Source organism: Streptomyces asoensis (assembly GCF_016860545.1).
In the GTDB taxonomy this organism is placed as follows: domain Bacteria; phylum Actinomycetota; class Actinomycetes; order Streptomycetales; family Streptomycetaceae; genus Streptomyces; species Streptomyces asoensis.
Window position 1 is genome coordinate 1245011 of sequence record NZ_BNEB01000002.1, and the last position, 22621, is coordinate 1267631.

At 74.1% G+C, this 22621-nt stretch carries 17 protein-coding genes; 8 read left to right on the top strand and 9 right to left on the bottom strand.

Going from position 1 to position 22621, the window contains the following annotated elements; all coding sequences use genetic code 11:
* Positions 1-3: 3 nt before the first annotated feature.
* The 4 genes from Saso_RS08560 to Saso_RS08575 all read right to left on the bottom strand — a co-directional run bounded on the left by Saso_RS08560 (position 4) and on the right by Saso_RS08575 (position 4628).
* A complete protein-coding gene (locus tag Saso_RS08560; protein WP_189922604.1) occupies positions 4-2448 on the bottom strand; it encodes a right-handed parallel beta-helix repeat-containing protein in 2445 nt (814 codons plus the stop codon).
* A 107-nt stretch (positions 2449-2555) separates the two neighbouring features.
* The gene (locus Saso_RS08565; protein ID WP_189922602.1) at positions 2556-3161 is read right to left on the bottom strand and encodes an Rv1733c family protein; all 606 of its coding nucleotides are present in this window, start codon (positions 3159-3161) and stop codon (positions 2556-2558) included.
* 183 nt (positions 3162-3344) lie between these two features.
* Complete coding sequence (locus tag Saso_RS08570; protein ID WP_189922601.1) at positions 3345-4169, bottom strand: MOSC domain-containing protein; 825 nt, start codon at positions 4167-4169, stop codon at positions 3345-3347.
* Positions 4170-4208: 39 nt separating this feature from the next.
* A complete protein-coding gene (locus tag Saso_RS08575) occupies positions 4209-4628 on the bottom strand; it encodes a DUF6643 family protein (protein WP_189922600.1) in 420 nt (139 codons plus the stop codon).
* Positions 4629-4907: 279 nt separating this feature from the next.
* On the opposite strand from Saso_RS08575, the gene Saso_RS08580 reads away from it, so the two are divergent.
* Positions 4908-6224: a TerD family protein gene (locus Saso_RS08580; protein ID WP_189922599.1), complete on the top strand. Its 1317-nt coding sequence runs from the start codon at positions 4908-4910 to the stop codon at positions 6222-6224.
* Between the two features lie 59 nt (positions 6225-6283).
* Here Saso_RS08580 and Saso_RS08585 read toward each other — a convergent pair whose 3' ends face one another.
* Entirely contained in the window at positions 6284-7477 is a 1194-nt protein-coding gene (locus Saso_RS08585; RefSeq protein WP_189922857.1) for a glycosyltransferase, read from the bottom strand.
* Between the two features lie 39 nt (positions 7478-7516).
* Between Saso_RS08585 and Saso_RS08590 the strand changes: the two genes are divergently transcribed.
* Positions 7517-8302 (top strand): glutamate racemase, encoded by a 786-nt coding sequence (locus Saso_RS08590; RefSeq protein WP_189922598.1) that lies wholly within the window; start codon positions 7517-7519, stop codon positions 8300-8302.
* A 109-nt stretch (positions 8303-8411) separates the two neighbouring features.
* Positions 8412-8987, top strand: a complete 576-nt coding sequence (locus Saso_RS08595) for a hypothetical protein (RefSeq protein WP_189922597.1) — start codon at positions 8412-8414, stop codon at positions 8985-8987.
* Between the two features lie 34 nt (positions 8988-9021).
* Here Saso_RS08595 and Saso_RS08600 read toward each other — a convergent pair whose 3' ends face one another.
* On the bottom strand, positions 9022-10119 hold the full coding sequence (locus Saso_RS08600) for an O-antigen ligase family protein (RefSeq protein WP_189922596.1): 1098 nt from the start codon (positions 10117-10119) through the stop codon (positions 9022-9024).
* Between the two features lie 203 nt (positions 10120-10322).
* Here Saso_RS08600 and lnt point away from each other — a divergent pair, with 203 nt between their 5' ends.
* The 4 genes from lnt (at position 10323) to Saso_RS08620 (ending at position 15335) form a co-directional block, all read left to right on the top strand.
* Positions 10323-11933, top strand: coding sequence for an apolipoprotein N-acyltransferase (gene lnt / locus Saso_RS08605; RefSeq protein WP_189922594.1), 1611 nt, complete (start codon positions 10323-10325; stop codon positions 11931-11933).
* Between the two features lie 26 nt (positions 11934-11959).
* Positions 11960-12439 carry an NUDIX hydrolase gene (locus Saso_RS08610; protein WP_189922592.1) on the top strand — a complete coding sequence of 160 codons (480 nt, stop codon included), beginning with the start codon at positions 11960-11962 and terminating at the stop codon, positions 12437-12439.
* Between the two features lie 54 nt (positions 12440-12493).
* Complete coding sequence (locus Saso_RS08615; RefSeq protein WP_189922590.1) at positions 12494-13297, top strand: 3-hydroxybutyrate dehydrogenase; 804 nt, start codon at positions 12494-12496, stop codon at positions 13295-13297.
* A 76-nt stretch (positions 13298-13373) separates the two neighbouring features.
* Positions 13374-15335: a helix-turn-helix domain-containing protein gene (locus Saso_RS08620; RefSeq protein ID WP_189922588.1), complete on the top strand. Its 1962-nt coding sequence runs from the start codon at positions 13374-13376 to the stop codon at positions 15333-15335.
* Between the two features lie 151 nt (positions 15336-15486).
* On the opposite strand, the gene Saso_RS08625 is transcribed toward Saso_RS08620, so the two are convergent.
* The gene (locus tag Saso_RS08625) at positions 15487-16932 is read right to left on the bottom strand and encodes an MFS transporter (protein WP_189922586.1); all 1446 of its coding nucleotides are present in this window, start codon (positions 16930-16932) and stop codon (positions 15487-15489) included.
* Positions 16933-17333: 401 nt separating this feature from the next.
* On the opposite strand from Saso_RS08625, the gene Saso_RS08630 reads away from it, so the two are divergent.
* The gene (locus tag Saso_RS08630) at positions 17334-18518 is read left to right on the top strand and encodes a beta-ketoacyl-[acyl-carrier-protein] synthase family protein (protein ID WP_189922584.1); all 1185 of its coding nucleotides are present in this window, start codon (positions 17334-17336) and stop codon (positions 18516-18518) included.
* Between the two features lie 111 nt (positions 18519-18629).
* Here Saso_RS08630 and Saso_RS08635 read toward each other — a convergent pair whose 3' ends face one another.
* Positions 18630-20792: an ATP-binding SpoIIE family protein phosphatase gene (locus Saso_RS08635; RefSeq protein ID WP_189922582.1), complete on the bottom strand. Its 2163-nt coding sequence runs from the start codon at positions 20790-20792 to the stop codon at positions 18630-18632.
* A 265-nt stretch (positions 20793-21057) separates the two neighbouring features.
* Positions 21058-22620 carry a mucoidy inhibitor MuiA family protein gene (locus Saso_RS08640; RefSeq protein ID WP_189922580.1) on the bottom strand — a complete coding sequence of 521 codons (1563 nt, stop codon included), beginning with the start codon at positions 22618-22620 and terminating at the stop codon, positions 21058-21060.
* Between the last annotated feature and the right edge of the window lies 1 nt (position 22621).

Below are 22621 nucleotides of genomic sequence, written 5' to 3' on the forward strand. Positions count from 1 at the left end.
GGATCAGGGCAGCGCCGGCAGGTCCTCCGCGTACACCAGTGTCAGATCGTCGGTGCTCGGCTCCGCCACCTGGGCCACCCGGCTCGCGTGCCGCTCTACCATCGCCTCGAACGTCTGGCGCGCGGTGCGTCCGTTGCCGAAGGCGGGCCCCTTGGGCAGCTCGGTGAAGTATTTCAGCAGGGCGTCGGCGGTGCCCGGACCGAGCCGGTACTCGTGCTCCTCCGCCTGCTGCTCCACGATCCGCAGCAGCTCGTCCGGGCCGTAGTCGCCGAAGGTGATGGTCCGTGAGAAGCGGGATGCCACACCGGGGTTGACCGACAGGAAGCGTTCCATCTCGGCCGTGTAGCCCGCCACGATGACGACCACCGAGTCCCGGTGGTCCTCCATCAGCTTCACCAGGGTGTCGATGGCCTCCTTGCCGAAGTCCCGCCCCGCGTCCTCGGGCGACAGCGCGTAGGCCTCGTCGATGAACAGCACGCCGCCGTGCGCCCGTTGGAAGGCCTCCTGGGTCCGGATCGCCGTCGAGCCGATGTGCTCACCGACCAGGTCGACGCGGGAGACCTCGACCAGATGCCCCTTCTCCAGGACGTCGAGGGCGGCGAGGATCTCGCCGTAGAGACGGGCCACGGTCGTCTTGCCGGTGCCGGGGGAGCCGGTGAACACCAGGTGCCGTTTGACCGACGCGGCCTTGAGCCCCGCCTGCTGACGGCGCCGACCCACCTCGATCATGTCGATGAGGGCCCGCACCTCGCGCTTGACGCTCTCCAGGCCCACCAGGGTGTCCAGTTCGCCGAGCACGTCCTTCGAGGTCCGTACCGACGTCGCCGGCTCCTCGGCCGGCTGCTGCGGCTGCGGAGCGGTCACCCGCTGGCCGGGGACCATGCCCAGCAGCCCGGGTGACTGGGCGGTCGTCTGCACGGCCGCCTCCGGTGCGGCCACGGGTCCGGGGCCGCGCACGCCGGCGCTCTCGTCGCTGGTGCAGTCCTCGACGACGGGACCGGTGCCCGGCTCCGCGTCCGTCCCGTCGGCGAACTCGTAACCGCCGCGCGCGCAGCGCTCGGTGCGGCACTTGCGCAGCGTCGTACGGCTGCCGTCTATGACGTGGAAGCCGTAGCCGCCGCTGTTCGTCACCCGGCAGTTCAGGAAGCTGCCGCGGCCGCCCGCCGACACGTAGAACCCGGCCTCGGCGGGGGAGTCGACCGTGCACCGCTCGACGGTGGGGTCGGCGCCCTTGGTGACGATCACGCCGGTCTGGGTGCCGTCCACGGTGCAGTTGTTGAGGGTGCCGCCGCTGCCGTGGTCGCGGAACCACGCCCCCGTGGCCGCGTCCCGGATCCGGCAGTCGTCGAGCTGCGCGGTCGCCCCGTCGCTCACCGACACCGCCGTGTTGCGGACCTGCGACAGGTCGCTGTCCACGACGTCCGCCCGGGAGCCCCGGTCGAGGACGAACAGGGCGTCGGGCACGTCGTGCACCCGGCAGGAGTCGAGGACCGCGGTGGCCCCGTCGCTGACCCAGACCGCCGGGTAGTCGCCGGTGCTGTCGAAGATCTCGCACTGGTTGGCGTCCACGCGCGTGCCCGGGTCCCACACCGACAGCCCGTTGCGCCCGAACTGACGCACTGTCGTGCGGGTCAGCGTCAGGACGGAGCGGGAGCGCAGGTCGACCGCGTTCTCCGGGATGTCGTGGATCCGGCAGTCGGCCAGGGTGAGCACGGCGTCCGTGTCGAGCGTGACGCCGTCGGCGGTCGTGCGGTGCACGTCGCAGTCGGTCAGGTGCGCGGTGGCCCGGGCGGTGATCTGGACGCCGCCGCCCCGCACCTCGTAGACCTCGCAGCCCACCGCCTCCAGGGAGGAGCCGTCGCCGGTCGCGCTGAGGCCCGCGCCGGAGGTGTGGTGGATCCGGCAGCGCTCGAGCCGGGGGTGCGCGCCCCCGCGCACCGAGACGCCGGCCTGACCCGCCGCGACGACCTCGCACTCCTCGAACACGCCTCCGCCGCCGTCGACCACGGCGATGCCGATGCCCGCCGGGTTGTCGACCGTGCACCGGCGGACCGTCGGGCGGGCGCTGCCGCGCACCTCGATGCCCGCGGCGGACCGGGTGACGATCCGCACGTCCAGCAGCTCGGGGGTGCCCTCCTCGACGAGCACCGCGGGTGCGGCGGCGTCCTGGCCCTCCACGTGCAGGTCCTGGAGCACCGCCGAGGCGCGCACGGTCAACGGCACGCCGTCCGCGGGCGCGAGGCGCACGGAGCCCGGCAGGCCCTCGGGGCCGCGCAGCGTCACCGACCGCTCCACGACCAGGTTCTCCCGGTACGTCCCGGGGGCGATGGTGAGGACGTCCCCCTCGGCCGCGGCCTCCAGGGCGGCGGCGAGGGATGCGTACTCACCCGTGCGGCGCCGCCACCTCGACGTGCCGGTGTGCGTCACCTGGACCGTGCCCTGTGCCATGGCGTTGATGTGCCCCCACCTCGTGTTACGCGGGTCGATGCCGAATGCTTCGGCCGGACCACCGTAGCGTGCGCGCGGGTGGTGGGTTGACCAGAGACGGAAGGCCGTCAACTACCGGCGCCGGTGCGGCCCCAGTCGGGACCCGCCCGGTCCCAGGCCTGGTCCCAGCGGGCGTAGCGGCGGCGGACCAGGCGCCAGACGATCAGCCGCCGGCCGACCTCGCAGGCCCCCGCGGTCAGCAGGGCCGCGCCGAATCCGGCGAGCACGGCGTGCGTGGTCGCGGTGACGGAGTCCAGCGGGCGGGGCACCAGGGCGCCGTGCCCGTCGGTCCATATCGCGAAGTGGTCCCCGCCGTGCGGGGACTTGAGGCCCGCCAGGAGCGTGCCCCGCTGCGCCGTGCCGTCCGGCGCCGTCCACCGCGCGACGACCCTGGTGCGGGTCTCGCGGCCGGTGACCGTCTCCGGGTCCACCTCCAGCGGCGAGCCCTGCGCCTTGCGCACCACGGTGGCGACGACCTCGTGCCGGGACTGCCGTTGCTCGCGGACCGACCGCTGGAGGACGTCCTGCGCGACGGAGCCGACGACGGACCCCACCACGGGCGCCACGACGAGGATCATCACCAGGGCCGACAGCGCCACCCACGCCTCGACCAGATCCGTCGTACGACACAGCGGGTTGTGTCGCCAGCGCCAGATTCCGCCGATCGCTCGCACCGCCCGCACCCCCTTCCCGCTCCGTGATAACCCCCGTCGGAGCCGTTCACGTGCGGGTCCGGGGAAAGAGAGAGCGAAATCACCAGGGCCCGGGACCTCTCATGAACTTCTCACGCAGCATCAACGCCCCGAGGCCCGGCAGGGGTTCCCGCGGATCACCCGGTCCGGTGACCGCGGCCGGAACTATGCGATGACGCGCACCGGGTCACCGGCTTCGACCGTCCCGCGACGCAGTGGGACCAGGTTCTGACCGAAGACGAGCTTGCCGCCGAGGCGCCGGTGCCGGCCCAGGGTGTACAGCGGCTCCTTGCCGCGGGCCGCGGTACCCTGGTCGGTGGTGGTCACCACGCACCGTCCGCACGGCTTGGCGACCCGGAACTCGACCTCCCCGACGGCGATGCGCGACCAGCCGTCCTCGGCCCACGGCGTGGTGCCCGCCACGACCAGGTTCGGCCGGAAACGGTTCATGGGCAACGGTCCCTCGGCGGCGTGCCCGTCGCGCGCGATCAGTGAGTTGAGGGCGTCGAGCGAGGCGGTCGTGGTGACCAGCAGCGGATATCCGTCGGCGAATGCGACGGTCTCGCCGGGGCGTGCGTACTCCGGGTCGACAGGTCTGCGGACGGCGGGGTCGTCCATGTGCACCAGCCGTACGTCGGCGCCGACATGGGCGCTGCACCAGGCGTGCGCGTCGTCGTCGGCGAGGACCCCCTCCACCTTGTCGCGGAAGATCTCCATGGACACCGTGCCCACCGGGTCGGGAACGGCCACCGTCAGCGGTTCGAGGCCGGGCGCGGACAGCCGTAGGCCGCCGCCGGGCAGGAGCTCGGCGGCGGCCAGGGCCAGATGCGGTCGTTGCCGCTGGGTGACGACCTTTCCCCCGTCGTCGATCAGTGCCCAGCGCCGGTCACCGGCCAGCCCCCAGGGCTCCACGACGGCCCTCCGGGGGCTCTGCCCCCGGAACGCCTTGACCGGATGGACGTGAATCGACAGCAGTTCCCCATGACCCATGAGGTCATCCTGCCAGGCGGCACGGACGACCCGGTCGGCTCAGTAGCCGCGGTACTGCTGGTTGTACGGGTCCTGGTACTGGGGCGCGGCGGGCCGGGGGGCGGCCGGACGCATCGCGTCGTAGCCCGTGACCGGACGCGGCTGCTGCGGCGCCTGGGGCCCGGGGTAGCCGCGCGGTGCGGAGGCCTGCGGCGGGATGTACGCCGCGGGGGCCTGCTGCAACGGCGCGGGCTGCTGGGCCTGCGGGTAGCCGTAGGACATCTGCGAGGGGCCCGCCGGGAGCGCGGGCAGTGCCGACGGCAGCGCGGGCAGGTTGCTGCTGCCCATGTCGTACGCGGCGGGGACCCGGATCGGGGCGATCTGCGGGGTGCCCCGCTCGGCCACGAGCGAGTCGTAGATCGGGGTGTCCGGGAAGGAGGCGTAGTAGCCGCCGCCATAAGTGGAGCGGGGGGAGGTCATGGCACATAAGTTAAGCCCACGATGTGCTGGTTGGGGAGACCGATAAGAGGGTTGATTTCCGTGTCCGCAGTGGCTTCGGCCCCCCAATGCGAGCGAACGTGGGGAAAAAGGACGGCGAACGCCGGTCAGATCGTGTAAAGGCCGAGTTCCAGGCGGGTTACCAGCGGTCGGGCAGGGCTGTTCCCGCACTCCCGATGGGCGTTCACCGTCCCGCGCAATAGGTTGGCCGGAAGGAAAGCCGGGGGTGCCGAGGCGCGCGGCCCGGTGCACCGACACGCGATGGGGGCGTACATGTCAATGTCGAAGGGGTCCAATGTTCCGGTGCCGGCCACGGCACTGCGGGTCGAGCTGGGCTGGCGTTCGGGACCCGGCGTCCCGGACGCGGACGCGTCGGCGCTGCTCCTGGTGGGCGGAAAGGTACGTTCCGACGCGGACTTCGTCTTCTACAACCAGCCGGCGCACTCCTCCGGAGCCGTCCGCCACGAGGGCAAGCGCGACGCCGGCGGTCAGGTGACCGACAGTCTTCTCGTCGACCTCGCGCGCGTGGAGCCCGCGATCGAGACCGTCGTCCTGGCGGCCTCCGCCGACGGCGGTTCGTTCGGCCGGGTGCCGGGCCTCTACATCGAGGTGCGCGACGCCGCTCAGGGCACCGTCGTGGCACGGTTCGACAGCACCGGCGCGACCGTGGAGACGGCCTTCGTGCTGGGGGAGTTCTACCGCAGACAGGGCGCGTGGAAGTTCCGGGCCGTCGGACAGGGCTACGGCAGCGGCCTGGAAGGCCTGGCCACCGACTTCGGCATCGCCGTGGACGAGCCGCAGCGGGCGGCCGCCCCCGCCCCGTCCGCGCCGCGGACTCCGCCGCCCCCGCCGCCGACCGTGCCCGCCTTCCCGGTCACCGTGCCGCCGCCCGTCCACCAGGCTCCGCCGCCCTCACCGCCCGCTCCGCCGGTCACCCCGGTCCGGCTGACCAAGGTGACGCTCACCAAGGCCGCGCCGTCGGTCTCCCTGAGCAAACAGGGCGGCACCTCGGGCGCCCTGCGCGTCAACCTCAACTGGGAGGTGCGCAAGCAGTTCTCCGGCTGGGGCAGCAAACGCGGCCGGGCGGTCGCCCTGCACAACGACCTCGACCTCGACCTGTGCGCCCTGTTCGAGCTCGCCGACGGCCGCAAGGGCGTCGTCCAGGCCCTCGGCAACGCCTTCGGCTCCCTGCACCAGCCCCCGTACATCCACCTCGACGGCGACGACCGCACCGGCGCCGTGTCGAGCGGCGAGAACCTGACCGTCAACCTCGACCACAAGAACGACTTCCGGCGCATCCTCGTCTTCGTGACCATCTACGAGGGCGCCCGGTCCTTCGCCGACCTGCACGCCACGGTCACCCTCCAGCCCCAGTTCGGCGCCCCGATCGACTTCTCGCTCGACGAGTGCACGGTCCCCTCGACCGTGGCGGCGCTCGCCCTGATCACCAACAATGGCGGCGACCTCGTCGTCCAGCGCGAGGCCCGCTACCTGGTGCCCCAGCGCGGGGTCAGCCCGCAGCGGACCGTCGACCACGCCTACGGATGGGGCATGAACTGGACGCCGGGCCGCAAGTAGCGGCCCACCCCGGGGGTCCCGGTGCGGGGCCTCCGCACGCCGGGGCCCCGTACCGGGACTCAGCCCTCGTCGGGCACGCTGTCCGGCCGGGCGTAGGTGCGGCCCTTCCAGGCCGCGCCCCGACCCCGGTAGTGCTGCACCGCGGAGTCGACCGTCATCAGCAGATAGAGGAACGCGGTGAACGGCAGCAGGGGAGCGAGCCACAGCGGCTGACGGTAGTACCGCAGCATCGGGACGTACGTCCCCGCCATCACCAGCCACGCGAGAGCGCCGCACACGGCGGTCGCCGTACTCCCGACGACGAGACCGCCGGCCAGCGCGAGCGGCGGAACCAGGTACACGAGCGCGAGACCGAGGACCGTCCCGGCCAGGAGGAGCGGACTGTGCCGCAGCTGCGCGTACGCGCTGCGCGAGACCATCCGCCACAGGTCGTGCAGCGCCGGGTACGGGCGCACGCTCTCCACGTGGTCCGCGAGCCCCAGCCACAGATGGCCCCCGGCGCCCCGCACGGCCCGCGCGAGCGCCACGTCGTCGATGACGGCGTGCCGGACGGAGTCCGGGATCCGCGCCCGGTCGGCGGCTTCCGCGCGCAGCAGGACGCAGCCGCCCGCCGCGGCCGCCGTCCGCGCCCCGCGCCGGGCGATCCGGCGGAAGGGATACAGCTGCGCGAAGAAGTAGACGAAGGCGGGCACCACCAGCCGCTCCCACCGGCTCTCCACCCGCAGTCGCGCCATCAGGGACACGACGTCGAACCCTCCGGTGCCCGCCGCCGCCACCAGCTCCCGCAGACTGCCGGGGGCGTGGGCGATGTCGGCGTCCGTCAGGAGGAGGTACTCGGGCTCACGCGCGCGTGCCAGGCCGATGCCGTGACGCACCGCCCACAGCTTCCCGGTCCACCCCGCGGGAGGTTCGCCCGGCGAGTCCACGGTCAGCGCCAGCCCGCCGTGCCGCAGGGCCAGGTCGCGCGCGAGGTCCCCGGTGCCGTCCGAGCTGCCGTCGTCGACGAGGAAGACCTCCGCCCGGCCCGGGTAGTCCTGCGCCAGCAGCGAGGGCAGGCTCGCGGGCAGCACCGCCGCCTCGTCCCGCGCGGGGACGACGACACAGACGGACGGCCACTCCCGCGGCTCCCGGCGCACCGGGAGCCTCACGTCCGTACGCCAGAAGAAGCCCTGACACAGCAGCAGCCACAGCCAGGCGGCCAGGGACACGGCGGCGATCCACGCGACGGCGCTCACGCGCGCAGTCTGCCCCACGCCGCCGGGCCGCAGGAGCACATCGTCTATGGTGGCCGGGTGAAGATCGCGCTCATGGACTCCGGAATCGGCCTGCTGGCGGCCACCGCCGCGGTACGGCGCCTTCGGCCCGACGCCGATCTCGTGCTCTCCCTCGACCCCGACGGCATGCCCTGGGGACCCCGCACCACCGAGGACCTCACCGAGCGGGCCGTCGCCGTCGCCGAGGCCGCCGCGGCCCACCGGCCCGAGGCCCTCATCGTCGGCTGCAACACGGCGACCGTGCACGCCCTGCCCACGCTGCGCTCCCTCCTCGAACCCGGCATCCCGGTGATCGGGACCGTCCCCGCGATCAAGCCGGCCGCGGCAGGCGGCGGCCCCGTCGCGATCTGGGCCACGCCCGCCACCACCGGCAGCCCCTACCAGCGCGACCTCATCCGCGACTTCGCCGGCGGCGTGCCGGTCACCGAAGTGCCCTGCTGGGGCCTGGCCGAGGCCGTGGAGCACGCGGACGAGACGGCGATCGACGACGCCGTCGCCGCGGCCGCCGCCCTCACCCCCGAGAACGTGACGACCGTCGTCCTGGGCTGCACCCACTACGAGCTGGTCGCCGACCGCATCCGCGCCGCCGTGCAGCGTCCCGGACGGCCGCCTCTCGTCCTGCACGGCTCCGCGGGCGCCGTCGCCGCGCAGGCGCTGCGCCGCATCGGCGCGGGCCCGGCACCCGGGTCCGCGGTCCTCGGCAGCGTGACGGTCCTGCTCAGCGGCCGCCCCGGCGGCCTTCCGGCGCCGGCCCTCGCCTACGCGGAAGGCCGGCTGCTCCAGGCCGTCAGCCCCGCCTCGTAGCCGCCGGGCCGCCCGCGGGTCGCCCCGGAGAGCCGTCCACCGCCCGGGCGGAGCAGTCACCGTGCGCAACGAGGTACCCGCGCAGCGAAACCTGAGTAACCTCATGAACATGAGGGACCACCCCCACGACGAAAGCACCCCGCTTCCCGGCGTCCCGCATGCCGAGGCCCCGCATCCCGACGTCTGGACCGGGCGCGCCACCAACCGGTTCCAGTGGCTGCTGGCGCTCGTCGGCGCCGCCTGCATGGCGCTCGGCATCGAGCTCGCCGTGGCCTCCGCGTGGACGTCCGGTGTCGCCCCGCTGGTCATGTCCGTCGTCGGCTGCATCGCCGCCGGACTGCTCGTCCTCTTCGGCACCCTCGCCTTCGTCCACGTGGACCTCAAGCTGGACCGGGAGTCGCTCGAAGTGCGCTGCGGCCACATCGGGCTGCCGCGCCGGCGCATCCCGCTGGCCCACGTCGCGGGCGCCGATTTCGAACCGCTCGTCACACCGCGCCACTGGGGCGGCTGGGGCTACCGCTGGCGCCCGGACAAGGGCACGGCCGTCGTGGTGCGCCGCGGGGAAGGCGTGGTGCTGCGGCTCTGGGACGGCCACACGTTCACGATCACCGTGGACGACGCGGAGTCGGCGGTCCGGGTCATCAAGGACCGGCTGCGCACCGGCACCCCGGGCACCGCGCCCTGAGCCGTCCCGCTCCCGTGCGCGGGAGCGGCCGAGATCAGCGGGCCGGGCGACCGCCCCGGGGCAGGTTCCCGCCGTACTGCGCCCGTGCCCCGCTGGCCGCGGGCTCCTCGGCCAGCGGCCGGGCCGTGGACAGCCCGGCCAGCAGCCCCGCGCCCACCGACACCGTCGTGAAGCTCAGCGCGTTGCCGAGCGCGGCGACGACGGCCACCGCGCCGAGCGCGGCCCCCGCGGTCAGGACGACCGGGGTGGGGCGCGGCGCGCGCCACAGGGCGAACAGCACCCAGCAGAAGACCGCGGCCAGCAGCAGCACTCCGACGACACCCTGCTCCGCGGCCAGTTGCAGCGGCGCCGAGTGCGGCCTGCCGTCGGCCGGCACAGGTCCTGGCGCGGCACCGCTCAGCTCGCCGAAACGACCGGGCCCCACGCCCAGGCCGGCCTCGCGGCGGGCCATGTCCAGGGCGTCGCGCCACAGGTCGAGCCGGTGCGGGGTCAGCCGGTCCGCCAGCGGGCGGGCCAAGCCGCCGGGCAGCGCGTCGGCGGCGAGGGCCCAGACCAGGCCGGTGACCAGGGCGACGGCCATCGCCGGGGCGATCAGTGCCGGCCCCCGGCGGGACGTCCGCCCGGCGGCCAGGGAGCACAGCAGCACGGCGGCGCAGGCGACGACCGCCGTACCGGAGCCCAGCAGGGCTCCGGTCGCCGTGCCGCCCGCGGCGAGGAGCCGCAGGGCGGACCGCAGCGCGGGCACCGGTGTCGCCCAGGCGGCACAGCACGCGGCTCCCGTCGACAGGACGAGCACCGCAGCGGTGGCACCCGCGTGGCCCAGGGGCGCGGCGATCTCGGGACCCGGATCCAGCCGGGGCCGGGCGACGGCCAGCGTGAGTCCCGCCAGCGCCCCCGCACAGGGCGCGGCGACCGGCAGCAGCACCCCGAGGATCCGCCCCGCCGCGTACCCCGCGGCCAGTGCCAGCACCGCGAGCAGGACACCCTCCGGGCGCCCGTCGTGCACGGTGGCGGTGACCAGGGACCAGACGGCTAAGGCCCCGAGCACGGCGATGCCCGCCGCGTCGGAGACGCTGCGTCTCTCCCCGTCCCCGTCCGTACCGGCCGCGGACGACCTCCCCGTGGAACCCACCCGTCCCCCCGAACCCGGTCGCCCCCCGGTCGTGACGGCCCCGAACCGTGACGGGCCCCGCTCACCAGTGCGAACGGAGCTCTGGCACACCGTAACGGCTGATGGGCGGTTTGTGGATGAGTCGCACCGGTTCGGGCGGACCCCGCCGGCCGCTCCGCGGACTGTGCTGTCGGCCAAAAGGTCACGCGCCGTACACTCCCGGAGTGACCGTCACCGCTACTTCCGTGGACCGGCCGGACCAGCTGGAGCCCCAGACCGCGCGGGCTTCCCGCGGTGCGCGGCTCCTGCGCCTCGTCCCGGCCGCCGCAGCCGCGCTCGCCGGAGTGCTGCTCTATGTCAGTTTCCCGCCGCGCTCCCTGTGGTGGCTGGCGCTGCCGGCCTTCGCCGTATTCGGCTGGGTGCTGCGCGGACGCGGCTGGAAGGCGGCCTTCGGCCTGGGCTACCTCTTCGGGCTCGGTTTCCTGCTGCCGCTCCTCGTCTGGACCGGCGTCGAGGTGGGTCCGGGGCCCTGGCTGGCGCTCGTGGCCATCGAGGCGCTCTTCGTCGCCCTGGTCGGCGTGGGCGTCGCCGCCGTGGCGAAGCTGCCGGCCTGGCCGCTGTGGGCGGCGGCGCTCTGGATCGCCGGCGAGGCCGCACGCGCGCGCGTGCCCTTCCGCGGCTTCCCGTGGGGCAAGATCGCCTTCGGGCAGGCGGACGGCCTCTTCCTGCCCCTGGCCGCCGTGGGCGGCACCCCCGTACTCGGCTTCGCGGTCGTCCTGTGCGGCTTCGGCCTGTACGAGGTCGTGCGCCTCGTGCAGGAGCGGCGGCGCTCCGGTGAGGTGCGGCGCTCCGCGGCCGCCCTGGCCCTGCTCGGTGTGGCCGTCCCGGTCATCGGCGCCGTGGCCGCCCGTCCCCTGGTCAGCGACAAGGCGCAGGACGGCACCGCGACCGTGGCCGTCATCCAGGGCAACGTGCCCCGCCTCGGACTCGAGTTCAACGCCCAGCGCCGGGCCGTGCTCGACTACCACGCGCGCGAGACGGAGCGCCTGGCCGCCGAGGTCAAGGCGGGCAAGGTCGCCCGGCCCGACTTCGTGCTGTGGCCCGAGAACTCCTCCGACATCGACCCCTTCGCCTATGCCGACGCGGCCGTCGTCATCGACAGGGCGGCGAAGGCGATCGGCGCGCCGATCTCCGTCGGCGGCGTCGTCGAGCGGGACGGCAAGCTCTACAACGAGCAGATCCTGTGGGACCCGGTCAAGGGACCCACCCAGACGTACGACAAGCGGCAGGTCCAGCCGTTCGGCGAGTACCTTCCGCTGCGCTCGTTCATCGGGGCCCTCAACAAGAACTGGACCTCCATGGTCCGCCAGGACTTCAGCCGCGGCAGCAAGCCCGGCGTGTTCGACATGGACGGCGCCCGGGTCGGCCTCGCGACCTGCTACGAGGCGGCCTTCGACTGGGCCGTGCGGGACACCGTCACCCACGGCGCCCAGCTCATCTCGGTGCCCAGCAACAACGCCACCTTCGACCGCAGCGAGATGACCTACCAGCAGCTGGCGATGTCGCGCGTGCGCGCCGTCGAGCACAGCCGGACCGTCACGGTGCCCGTGACCAGCGGCGTCAGCGCGATCATCATGCCGGACGGGAAGATCACCCGGAAGACCGGCATGTTCGTCGCCGACTCCCTCGTGCAGAAGGTGCCCCTGCGCTCCTCCGAGACGCCGGCGACCAGGCTGGGCATCCTGCCCGAGATGGCCCTGGTGCTCGTCGCCGCGGGAGGCCTCGGATGGGCGATCGGCACCGGTCTGCGGACCCGGCGGAGCACGGCCGGCTGACGGGACGGCCCGGATAGGGTCGCCGTATGCCGACTCCTGACTTCATCACCGAGATCCGGGCCGCCGCGGGCCACCAGCTGCTCTGGCTCCCCGGCGTCAGCGCCGTCGTCCTCGACGACGAGGGGCGGGTGCTGCTGGGCCAGCGCGCGGACAACCACCGGTGGTGCCTGATCTCGGGCATCCCCGACCCCGGCGAGCAGCCCGCGGACTGCGCCGTGCGGGAGGTGTACGAGGAGGCGGGCGTGCACTGCGTCCCCGAGCGGGTCGTGCTGGTGCGGGCCGGGAGCCCCAAGAGGTTCCCGAACGGCGACGAGTGCCAGTTCATGGACATCACCTTCCGCTGCCGGGCCGTGGGCGGCGAGGCGCGCGTCAACGACGACGAGTCGATCGAGGTGGGCTGGTACCCACTCGACGCCCTGCCGCCGATGGAGGAGTCGCAGCTGTTCCGCATCAAGCAGGCGCTCGCCGACGAACCCACATGGTTCGAGACCACGCCTTCCCAGTGAAGTATGGGTTGTGACCACATGGAGTGGGGGCCTGGCGCTGCCTAGGGTCGAGGAATGACTTCCCCCCAGGCCGCCGCCCCCGGCCCCGTCGCCGCCCCGTCCGACCTCGGCGGCCGGACCGCTCTCGTCACCGGCGCGGCCGGCGGCATCGGACGCGCCTGCGCGCTGCGGCTCGCGGCCGCCGGCGCCAAGGTCCGCGCCGTCGACCGGGACGCGGCAGGGCTGGAGGCGCTCGCCGCGAGCGCGGCCGGCCTGCCCGGCCCGGTCGAACCGTACGTCCTGGACCTCACCGATCTGGAGGCCGCCGAAGCCGCCGCCGCCGGGACCGACGTCCTGGTCAACAACGCCGGGCTGCAACACGTGGCCCCCCTGGAGGAGTTCCCGCCGGACGTCTTCCACACGGTCCTCACCGTGATGCTGGAGGCGCCGTTCCGGCTCGTCCGCGGCGCCCTGCCCCACATGTACGGGCAGGGCTGGGGCCGCATCGTCAACGTGTCCTCGGTCCACGGACTGCGCGCCTCCGCCTACAAGTCGGCGTACGTGGCCGCAAAGCACGGGCTGGAGGGCCTCTCCAAGACCGCCGCCCTCGAAGGCGCACCCCACGGCGTGACCTCCAACTGCGTCAACCCCGCCTATGTGCGCACCCCGCTCGTCCAGCGGCAGCTCGCCGACCAGGCACGCACCCACGGCGTCCCCGAAGAGCGCGTGCTCACCGACGTGCTCCTGCGCGACAGCGCCGTCAAACGGCTCATCGAACCCGAGGAGGTCGCCGAGGCCGTCGCCTACCTGTGCGGCCCGCAGACCTCCTTCGTGACGGGCACCTCACTGGTCCTCGACGGCGGCTGGACGGCGCACTGAGCGCCCCGCCGCCCCCCGCGCACGGAGTTGTCCACAGGCCTGACGGGGCGGCCGGGCGATGAGGAATCCTGTGACCATGTCCCGCGATCACACGAAGGAAGCCACGGCGGCCCCCGGCCCCGCCCACGACGCCGACGCGCCGTTCCTCGAGCTGCTCGCCCGGGGCGCCGCCGCCGAGGCGTACGACCGGCCCGTGCTGCTCGCCCGCGCCGAAGGGGCGGACGGCGGACGGATCGCGGCCCTCGAACACGCCAAGGTCCTCGCTCTGCGGGTGCGCTCGGAGATCGAGGGCCGGCGCCGGCGGGAGGCCGAGCTGTCGGCGCTCTTCGAGACGGCCCACGACCTCGCGGGCCCGCGTGACGTGGACGCCGTGCTCCAGGCGATCGTGCAGCGGGCCCGCTCCCTGCTCGGCACCGACATCGCCTACCTCAGCCTGCACGACCCGGCCAGGGGCGACACCTACATGCGGGTCACCGAGGGCTCCGTCGCCGCCCGCTTCCAGCAGCTGCGCCTCGGCATGGGGGAGGGACTCGGCGGCCTGGTCGCGCAGACGGCCCGTCCCTACGTCACCGACGACTACTTCCGCGACGAGCGCTTCCGCCACACGACCACCATCGACGCGGGCGTGCGCGACGAGGGGCTGGTGGCGATCCTCGGGGTCCCGCTGACCCTCGGCCCCCAGGTCATCGGGGTGCTGTTCGCCGCCGACCGGCGCGCCCGGGTCTTCGAGCGGGAGCAGATCGCCCTGCTCGCCTCCTTCGCCGCGCTCGCCGCGGCCGCCATCGACACCGCCAATCTGCTCACCGAGACCCGCTCGGCGCTGGCCGGCCTGGAGCGCGCCAACGAGATCATCCAGGACCGCAGCGCGGTCATCGAGCGTGCCTCCGACGTCCACGACCGGCTGGCCGAGCTGGTCCTGCGCGGCGGCGGGGTCCACGACGTGGCCGCCGCGGTGTCCGAGGTGCTCGACGGCACGGTGCGGTTCGAGGAGAGCGCCCCGGCGGACGCGCTCGAGACCTCCCGCGCGGACGGCCACGCGGTACGCCACCGGGACGACTGGATCGCGGCGGTGGCCGCCGGCGGAGAACTGCTCGGCGCCCTGGTGCTGCGCGGCCAGCCCGGCCTCGACCCGGTCGACCAGCGCACGCTGGAACGGGCCGCGATGGTCACGTCCCTGCTGCTCCTGGCCAGACGGTCGGCCGCCGAGGCCGAACAGCGGGTGCGCGGCGAGCTCCTCGACGACCTGCTCGAGGCCCGTGACCGCGACCCGCGTCTCCTGCGCGAGCGCGCCGCCCGGCTGGACGCCGACCTCGACGCCACCCACGTCGTCCTCGCGGCCCGCCTCGACGCCCCCGCACCCGACGCCGACCAGGAGGCGGCCGCCCGGCGCCGGCTGTGGGCGGCCGCCTCCCACCTCGCCGCGACCCGGCACGGCCTGGCCGCCTCCCGCGACGGCGGCACGGTCCTGCTGCTGCCCCTCGGACGGGGCGACACCGCCACCGGGCTGGCCCGCCGTACCGCGCTGCACCTCGGCACGGCCGTCCACGAAGCGGTCACCGTCGGGGCGTCCGCCCCGGTGCGCGGCCTCGCCGCCGACCCGGACACGGTGGTCGCCGCCTACGCCGAGGGCCGCCGCTGCCTCGACGCCCTGCGGCTGCTGGGCCGCTCCGGCGACGGGGCGGCGGCCGAGGACTTCGGGTTCCTCGGGCTGCTCCTCGCCGGGGAACGGGACGTGGCGGGCTTCGTCGAACGCACCGTGGGAGGCGTCGTCGCCTACGACGAGCGGCGCGGCACCGACCTGCTGCGTACCCTCGACGCGTATTTCGCGGCGGGCATGAGCCCGGCCCGCACCAAGGACGAACTCCACGTCCACGTCAACACGGTGGCCCAGCGACTGGAGCGGATCGGTCGCCTCCTCGGCGAGGACTGGCAGAGCCCCGCGCGCGCCCTGGAGATCCAACTCGCTCTGAAACTGCACAGGTTGACGGCTGCGCCGTCCGCCGTCGCCATGCCGGTCCCGTCCGCGCCCTCTTCCTGACCCCCACGCGACGGCCCCCGTACGCGCGGTCGGCGTACGGGGGCGGCTGTGTCACCGTGCGGCGGTCGTGGAAGCGGGGCCGCGGCCGGGCGGGGACGGGTCCGGCGGGGACGGTTTCGGGCTGGGAGGGGTCCGGGCGGTCCGGGAGGGATCACATGGTGCGTGCGTCCGTCGCCGAGGGCCGCGCCCGTTCGGTGGCCGCGCCCGACGCGATGCCGGGTGTGCCGTCGCCGGGCATGCCGTCGCGGGCCGGGTCACCGCCGGCCGGGTCGCCGTCCGCGAGGTCGCGGTGGCGGGTCTCCTGGGCGACGCCCACGGCGACGACCGTCACCAGCGCAGCGGCGATCACGTACAGGGCTATCGGCGTCGAGCTGTCGTAGTCGGCGAGCAGCGCGGTGGCGATCAGCGGTGCCGGCGCGCCCGCGGCCACCGAGGCGAACTGGGCGCCGATGGATGCTCCGGAGTAGCGCATCCGGGTCGCGAACATCTCGGAGAAGAAGGCCGCCTGGGGTGCGTACATCGCCCCGTGCAGCACCAGACCCACCGTCACCGCGAGGACGAGGCCGCCGAAGGCGCCGGTGTCGACGAGGGCGAAGAACGGGAACATCCAGAGCCCGATCCCGACCGCGCCCAGCAGATAGACCGGCCGCCGCCCGATCCGGTCGGAGAGCGCGCCCCAGGCGGGGATCACCGCGAAGTGCACGGCGGAGGCGATGAGTACGGCGTTGAGCGCGGTCTGCTTGGAGACGTCCGCCGCGGTGGTCGCGTACACCAGGATGAACGCCGTGATGACGTAGTAGGAGATGTTCTCCGCCATGCGCGCGCCCATCGCGACCAGCACGTCCCGCCAGTGGTGCCGCAGCACCGACACCAGCGGCAGCTGCTCGGCCCGCGCCGGAGCTTCCTTCCTGCGGGACTCGGCCTGCGCCAACGCCTGCCGGAACACGGGGGATTCGTCGACGGACAGCCGGATCCACAGACCGACGACCACCAGCACGCCGGAGAGCAGGAAGGGGATCCGCCAGCCCCAGGAGGCGAAGGCGGAGTCGGAGAGCACGGCGGTCAGCAGGGACAGCACGCCGGTCGCGAGCAACTGCCCGGCGGGCGCGCCCGTCTGCGGCCAGGAGGCCCAGAACCCGCGTCGTCGCGCGTCCCCGTGCTCGGACACCAGCAGAACGGCTCCGCCCCACTCGCCGCCGAGCGCGAAGCCCTGGACCAGCCGCAGCGCGGTCAGCAGCACGGGGGCGGCGCTCCCGACCGTCGCGTGCGTCGGCAGCAGCCCGATCGCGAAGGTCGCCCCGCCCATCAGCAGCAGGCTCAGCACCAGCAGCTTCTTGCGCCCGAGCCGGTCCCCGAAGTGCCCGAAGACCAGGGCGCCCAGCGGTCGCGCGGCGAAGCCGACGGCGTAGGTCAGGAAGGAGAGCAGGGTGCCGACGAGCGGATCCGAGTCCGGGAAGAAGAGCTTGTTGAAGACCAGGGCGGCGGCGGAACCGTAGAGGAAGAAGTCGTACCACTCGATGGTGGTGCCGACGAGGGACGCGGCGACGATGCGCTTGAGGTTGTTCGGAGCTGGTGGAGCGGCTGCGGGCGACGACATCGGCACCACTTCCTGGGGTGTGACGGGGACGATTGCGTGTCGCCACACCGTAGGAATCCGCACGTCAGAGACACATGTGGTGGGACACCATAGTTCTCCGCGCGGGGGTGCGTGCGGTCACCATGAGCGGCGTCGGCCGGACCTCGCGTGCTGACGGCGCGTCGGACGCGCTCCGCGGCACGGTCCCGAAGATCACCGCTTGGCCGGTGTGTGGCGTATCACGCCTTTTCATGGCCGCCCAAGTTGTGTGAGTCACAGCGGAAATGTCCCTTTGGCGGCCATGCTCGACGGAGACGGCGGCTCCCGGAGCGGAGCCCCTTGCCATGGGCGTCACGTACCGAAGTGGCCCATGACGCAGCCCTCCTGACGTTCCTCCTCTGCGCCCCGGAAAGGTGTCCAGCATGGCCGCATACCTCTCTCCCCCTGCCGTGATACACGGTGAGAACGCCGTCGAGACCAGCCGGATCGTGGCCGAGGTGCGCGACCGGCACCCGAACGCCGCGTGGGCGCCGCGGATCGACGGGATCGCGGCGAGCACGGGCATCGAGACCCGCGGCTGGATGCTGCCGCTCGAGGCCGCCACCGCGCCCGGCAGTGCCGGGGCCCTCGGCGCCGTCGGCAGCGGAACCGCCCAAGAGGCCCTGGCCCGCGAGGGATTCACGCAGCAGGACGTGGACCGCGCGATCGCCGCCCTCGAGGCGATACCCGCGCCGCAGACCGTCCAGGAGCGCACCGCTCCCGCCTGGGAGGCCGTGCAGAACTACGGGGAGCGCGCGGCGCGCGGGGCCCTTCAGGCGGCCGGCCTCGACGCCGCTGACGTCGACTGTCTGATCACCAGTCACTCCACCACTCCGGCCCTGCCCGGTCTGGACGTGGCCCTGGCCGACAGGCTTCCCCTCCGCCGCGACGTGATGCTGCTGCCCGCCACCCAGTGGGCCTGTGTCGCGGGGACCCGCTCCCTGGCCCTGGCCGCCGATCTCGTGGCCGCGGACCCGGACCGCGTGGTCCTGGTGGTGATCGCGGAGGCCCTGAGCACGACCTACCAGCCCGCCGACGACACCCTGGAGTCCCTGATCGTCCGGCTGCTGTTCGCGGACACCGCGGTCGCCGCGGTGGTCACGGGCCGCCGGCGCACCGAGTCGGTGCTGCGCCTCGACGCGGCCTGGCACCACACCCTGCCCGGCACCCAGGACCTGCACCGCCTGGAGACGCGCGCGGACGGCACCCACTTCGTGATGGACCGGCGCGGGCCGCGCGCCGTCCAGGAGACGGTCACCGCGATGTGGGAGTGGCTGCGCGTGCGTTACCAGGACGACCCCGACGCCTGGCACCCCGACGTGCTCCTCGCGCACCCCGGCGGGACGCGGGTGCTGGAGTACATGGAGCAGACGATGCCCGACACCTGGCCCTCGGGGCTGCTGGACTTCAGCCGGGAGAGCTACACCAGCGGCAACCGCGGGGGCGCCGCCGTCTTCGACATCCTGCGCCGGGCGCACGACACCGGGCTGAAGCCGGGCAGCCGTGCCGTCCTGTACGCGGCGGCACCGGGACTCACGGCCACGGCCCTGGAAGGCGAGTGGCTGTAGCGCGGGCGAGCGCCGCCCGGCCCGTCGTCGACGGGACCGGCTGACGCGTCCCCCTCGCGCCGTACACGCGTACCCCGTCCGCCGGGCTGCCGTGTCACCGAGCCCGCCGTGTCAGCGCGCGACCTCCGCCCAGACCACCTTGCCGGTGTCCGTCCAGCGCACCCCCCACCGGGTGGTGAGCCGGTGCACGATGTGCAGGCCGCGCCCGCCGTCGTCGAGGAGACCGCCCGCGCTCAGCCGCGGCCGGCCGTTGCCCGCGTCGCCCACCTCGCACAGCAGGCCGTGACCGGTCCGGATCAGCCGCACCGTGACGGGCCCCGCGGCGAAGCGCACCGCGTTGGTGACCAGCTCACTGACCAGCAGCGTCACGTCGTCCCGGGTGGCGCCCCTGGCACGCCACCGACGCAGCAGCGCACCGACGTGCTCGCGGGCCCGGGCCGGAGCGTCGCTGCGCGCCGGCAGCCGCCAGGTCGCGGTGTCCTCCTTGCGGTAGCCGATCATGCGCGCGAGCAGCAGGGTCACGTCGTCACGCTGGCGCACCGGCGCGAGGGTGGAGACGACGTGCCGGGCCGCCTGCTGCAAGGTGTCCCAGGGGTGCACCGCGGACACGGCCTCCGCCAGCCTGCCGATGCCCTCGTCGATCGACAGGGCCGGATCCTCCACCAGGCCGTCGGTGTAGAGGGCGAGCACGGAGCCCGGCGGCGCGGCGAAGGTGTGGACGTCGAACGGCTCCCGCAGGGCGAACTCGGCGCCCAGTCCGGGGTGCGGCGGGAGCGGGAGCGGGGCCGCCCTGCCGTCCGGCAGCATCAGCACCGGCGGCAGGTGGCCGGCGCTGGCCAGCGCCACGTCGTGGCCGACCGGGTCGTACAGGGCGATGCAGCAGGTGGAGCCGAGGGCGCTGTAGCCGGCCGCCAGTCCGGACTCCGCGTCGTCCAGCAGGCTGACGGTCTCGTCCAGGTGCTCCAGCACCTCGTCGGGCGCCAGCCCGGCGGAGAGCAGCGCGCGGGCCTCCATGCTCAGCTGGCCCATCGTCGCCGCGGCCCCGAGGCCGTGCCCGACGACGTCACCGACCACCAGCGCGGTCCGGCCGTCGGGGAGCGGGAAGCTGTTGACCCAGTCGCCGCCGACGCCCGCGCTGTCCGGGGTGGCGGGCTGGTAGACGCTGGCGAACTCGACGGTGTGGCCGCCCGTCCGGGGCAGCAGCCGGCGCTGGAGGGCCAGTACCTGGGTGTGCTCGCGGTGGTGCTGGCGGGCCAGGTCGACGTGATGGGCGGTCCTCGCCACCAGTTCCTGGAGGTCGAACAACTCGCTGTCGCGGAAGGGGCGGTCCGCCCGCCGCCAGACCTCCGCCACGCCGAGCACGACGGGCGGTGTGCCGTCCAGCACGAGCGGTATGCACGCCACGCTCGCGGAACGGTCGCCGGGGACCAGGGCCCGGATCACCCGCGGACTGCCCAGCAGCCGTTCGACCGCCTGCCGGTCCGGTATGACGATGGCCTGCGGCGCGTCGTCGCGCCGTACCGCCTGGGCCAGCAGGCGACTCGCGTCGCTCGGCAGATCGCCGCCCGGCGTCACATAGCCCTCGGGCCACGCACGCTCCGGGACCAGCGCCGCCCGCCGGAGCCGGATGCGCCCCTGCGACTGCTCGGTGACCCCCTCGCCCGTCCACACGGCGAAGTCCAGGTCGACGGCGGCCACGTCGCCCCAGGCCAGCAGGGACTCCGCCAGCGACTGCGCGGTCTCGCCGATGTCCAGCGACGTGCCGATCGCGGTCTCCGCGGCGTACAGGTGCAGTCTCTTCGCCATCGCGATCAAGGAGACGGTCAGACCCTCCTGCGGAGCAGCGGCGGGCAGGATGCTCATGGAGACGACCAGCTCCGAGCCGTCGCTCCGCCGCAGCCGCTGGATGCGGGCCACATGCGCCTCACCGATCTCCAGGACCTGCCGCAGGCGCCGCGTCACCGTCGGTACGTCCCCGGGCGGCAGGAGATCGGCGAAGGGGGTCCCGGACGCGGCGTCCAGCCCTGTGAACACGGCCGCGTCGAGGTTGCGGCGGGTGATCCTCAGTTCCTTGTCCAGATTGACGACGCCGAGGATCTGGTCGTGCCGTCCGCCCTCCGGGTCGTCGGGCACGGGCGGGGCGGCGGGCCGGTCGCCCTGCGCGTCGGCGGACGCCGTGGCCGCCGAGGTCGCGCCGTGCGGGACGTAGCGCCCCAGAGCGCTGCTGACCAGCTCGAACGGCGACGAGGACGAGGGGGACGGCGTGGAGTCCATGCGGCTCTCTCGGCAATCCCCGGCACAGTGCCGGGGTCGTTACTCGGACCCGTGCGACAAGGCCCCGAGATCCCTCACCGCACACCTCATTGAATAACACCGGGGGTCGATCCGCCCACACCGGCGGGATCGCACCGTGACCGCCGTGCACACCGACGGTGAGGGAACAGGGCGCCCGGCGCCGCCCCGCCCACTCCGCACGGACACCGTCCACCGGGCCGACCGCCGCCGTCGCCCGCCCTCCACGCCGGCGTGGAGCCGTGGATCAGAGACCGGCGACCTTGGCGCTCGCCGTCAGCTCGTAGACCAGGGTGACGGTGCGCCGGCCGCCGGGCGGGAGCGTGACGTTCCAGCGGGCGATGCCGTCGGCGTCGACCGTGTCGGGGGCGGGAGCGCAGAGTTCCTTGCGCAGGCGTACGTCCACCGCCGAGACCTCGGAGACCGGGATCCGTTCGCGCACGACCACCACCCGTTCGTCCTGCTCGCCGGGGGTGGAGAAGCGGGACACGTGGAGGCGGACCGTACGGGTGATCACGGTCCGCTGGGTGAGGGTCGCCGTCTCGCGGGTCTCCTCCGTCCCCCGGGTGACCCGGTGGTCGTCGCGGCTGCCGTAGGCCAGTTCCACGGGGGCCTGGGGAGCGGTGAAGTCCAGAGTTCCGCGGCCGGTGAACCCGCTGCCCCGGACGAGGTCGACGGGCCCGGCGAGCAGGGCGTGGCCGGACAGGTTGTCGAACCGCACCACCTGCGTGACCAGCGGGGACAGCTCGGGTGCGCAGGCGTACTCGATGCCGGCGGCCGTAGTGAAGGAGGAGAGCGGGACGCGGTGGGCGCGGCCGTCCGCGGGTACCCGTACCGGCGCGGGGGAGTGCAGGACCCGCACCTCGCCCGCGTCGTCGACGCCCGGCAGACCGAGCACGGGGGCCGGACCGAGGTCCGCGATCTCCTCCTCGCGCAGTTCGACCTCGACCGTGCGGCGCTCGGCGGGCGTGCGGTCCTGGAGCGTCAGCCGGTCCGCCTCCAGCCCGGGTGGTTCGGTGGCCAGCGCCGAGCGGGCCGTCGACAGCGTCAGCCGTACGTCGGACCAGTCCTCGCCGGTCCGCTGCCAGACGATCGCGTCGGTCTCCAGCGTCAGGGAGTCACCGTCGAGGACCGCCCGGTAGGCGGGCCGCCACAACGCGCACGGGGTCAGATGGCCGAGCCGCAGACGGGCCGGTCCGGCGGCCGCGGCCTCCACGGTCAGTTCGATGTGGCCGACCAGTTCGGCGGGTTCCTCCTCGGCGAGCCGCAGGAGGCGCCCGGCCTCGTCGAGTTCCGCGGTGAGGGCGACCCACCGGGCCTCCAGGGCGCGCAGCCGCTCACCGTGGGCGTCGCGTTCGCCGTCCACCCGGTCCAGTTCGCGGGCCCAGCGTTCCCCTTCCGCCTCCCCCGAACCCGCACCCTCGCCGATCTCCCGCAGCAGGTCGGCGGCGAGCCGGCCGAGCACGTCGAGGCGGGTGTGCAGCCGGTCGCGCCGCTGCTCCAGGTCGCGCAGTTTCTCCTCGTGCGCGCGCACGCGCCGGCGCAGGGCGGAGTCGTCGTCGGCGGGCCGCGGCCCGCGGGGGGTCCAGGTGCGCACGATCCGCACGTCGAGGACGGTCGCGGGCTGCTCGGCGGCGGTCAGCTCGGCGTGCAGCGTACGGTCCACGGCCAGCGCGCTGACCGGCCCGAGACGCAGCCGCTGGACGCCTGCCGCGAGGTCGAGCACGGTGGTGCGCTCGACGTGGGCGCGGTCCTCCAGGCAGGTGACGGCGGTGACGGGGAGGGGGATCGGCTCCGGTGCCGTGGACATG

Coding starts and splice junctions, on each gene's coding strand:
- Saso_RS08560 (WP_189922604.1), bottom strand. CDS start 2,448: ATGGCACAGGGCACGGTCCAGGTGACGCACACCGGCACGTCGAGGTGG.
- Saso_RS08570 (WP_189922601.1), bottom strand. CDS start 4,169: ATGGGTCATGGGGAACTGCTGTCGATTCACGTCCATCCGGTCAAGGCG.
- Saso_RS08575 (WP_189922600.1), bottom strand. CDS start 4,628: ATGACCTCCCCCCGCTCCACTTATGGCGGCGGCTACTACGCCTCCTTC.
- Saso_RS08580 (WP_189922599.1), top strand. CDS start 4,908: ATGGGGGCGTACATGTCAATGTCGAAGGGGTCCAATGTTCCGGTGCCG.
- Saso_RS08595 (WP_189922597.1), top strand. CDS start 8,412: ATGAGGGACCACCCCCACGACGAAAGCACCCCGCTTCCCGGCGTCCCG.
- Saso_RS08610 (WP_189922592.1), top strand. CDS start 11,960: ATGCCGACTCCTGACTTCATCACCGAGATCCGGGCCGCCGCGGGCCAC.
- Saso_RS08615 (WP_189922590.1), top strand. CDS start 12,494: ATGACTTCCCCCCAGGCCGCCGCCCCCGGCCCCGTCGCCGCCCCGTCC.
- Saso_RS08620 (WP_189922588.1), top strand. CDS start 13,374: ATGTCCCGCGATCACACGAAGGAAGCCACGGCGGCCCCCGGCCCCGCC.
- Saso_RS08625 (WP_189922586.1), bottom strand. CDS start 16,932: ATGTCGTCGCCCGCAGCCGCTCCACCAGCTCCGAACAACCTCAAGCGC.
- Saso_RS08630 (WP_189922584.1), top strand. CDS start 17,334: ATGGCCGCATACCTCTCTCCCCCTGCCGTGATACACGGTGAGAACGCC.
- Saso_RS08635 (WP_189922582.1), bottom strand. CDS start 20,792: ATGGACTCCACGCCGTCCCCCTCGTCCTCGTCGCCGTTCGAGCTGGTC.
- Saso_RS08640 (WP_189922580.1), bottom strand. CDS start 22,620: ATGTCCACGGCACCGGAGCCGATCCCCCTCCCCGTCACCGCCGTCACC.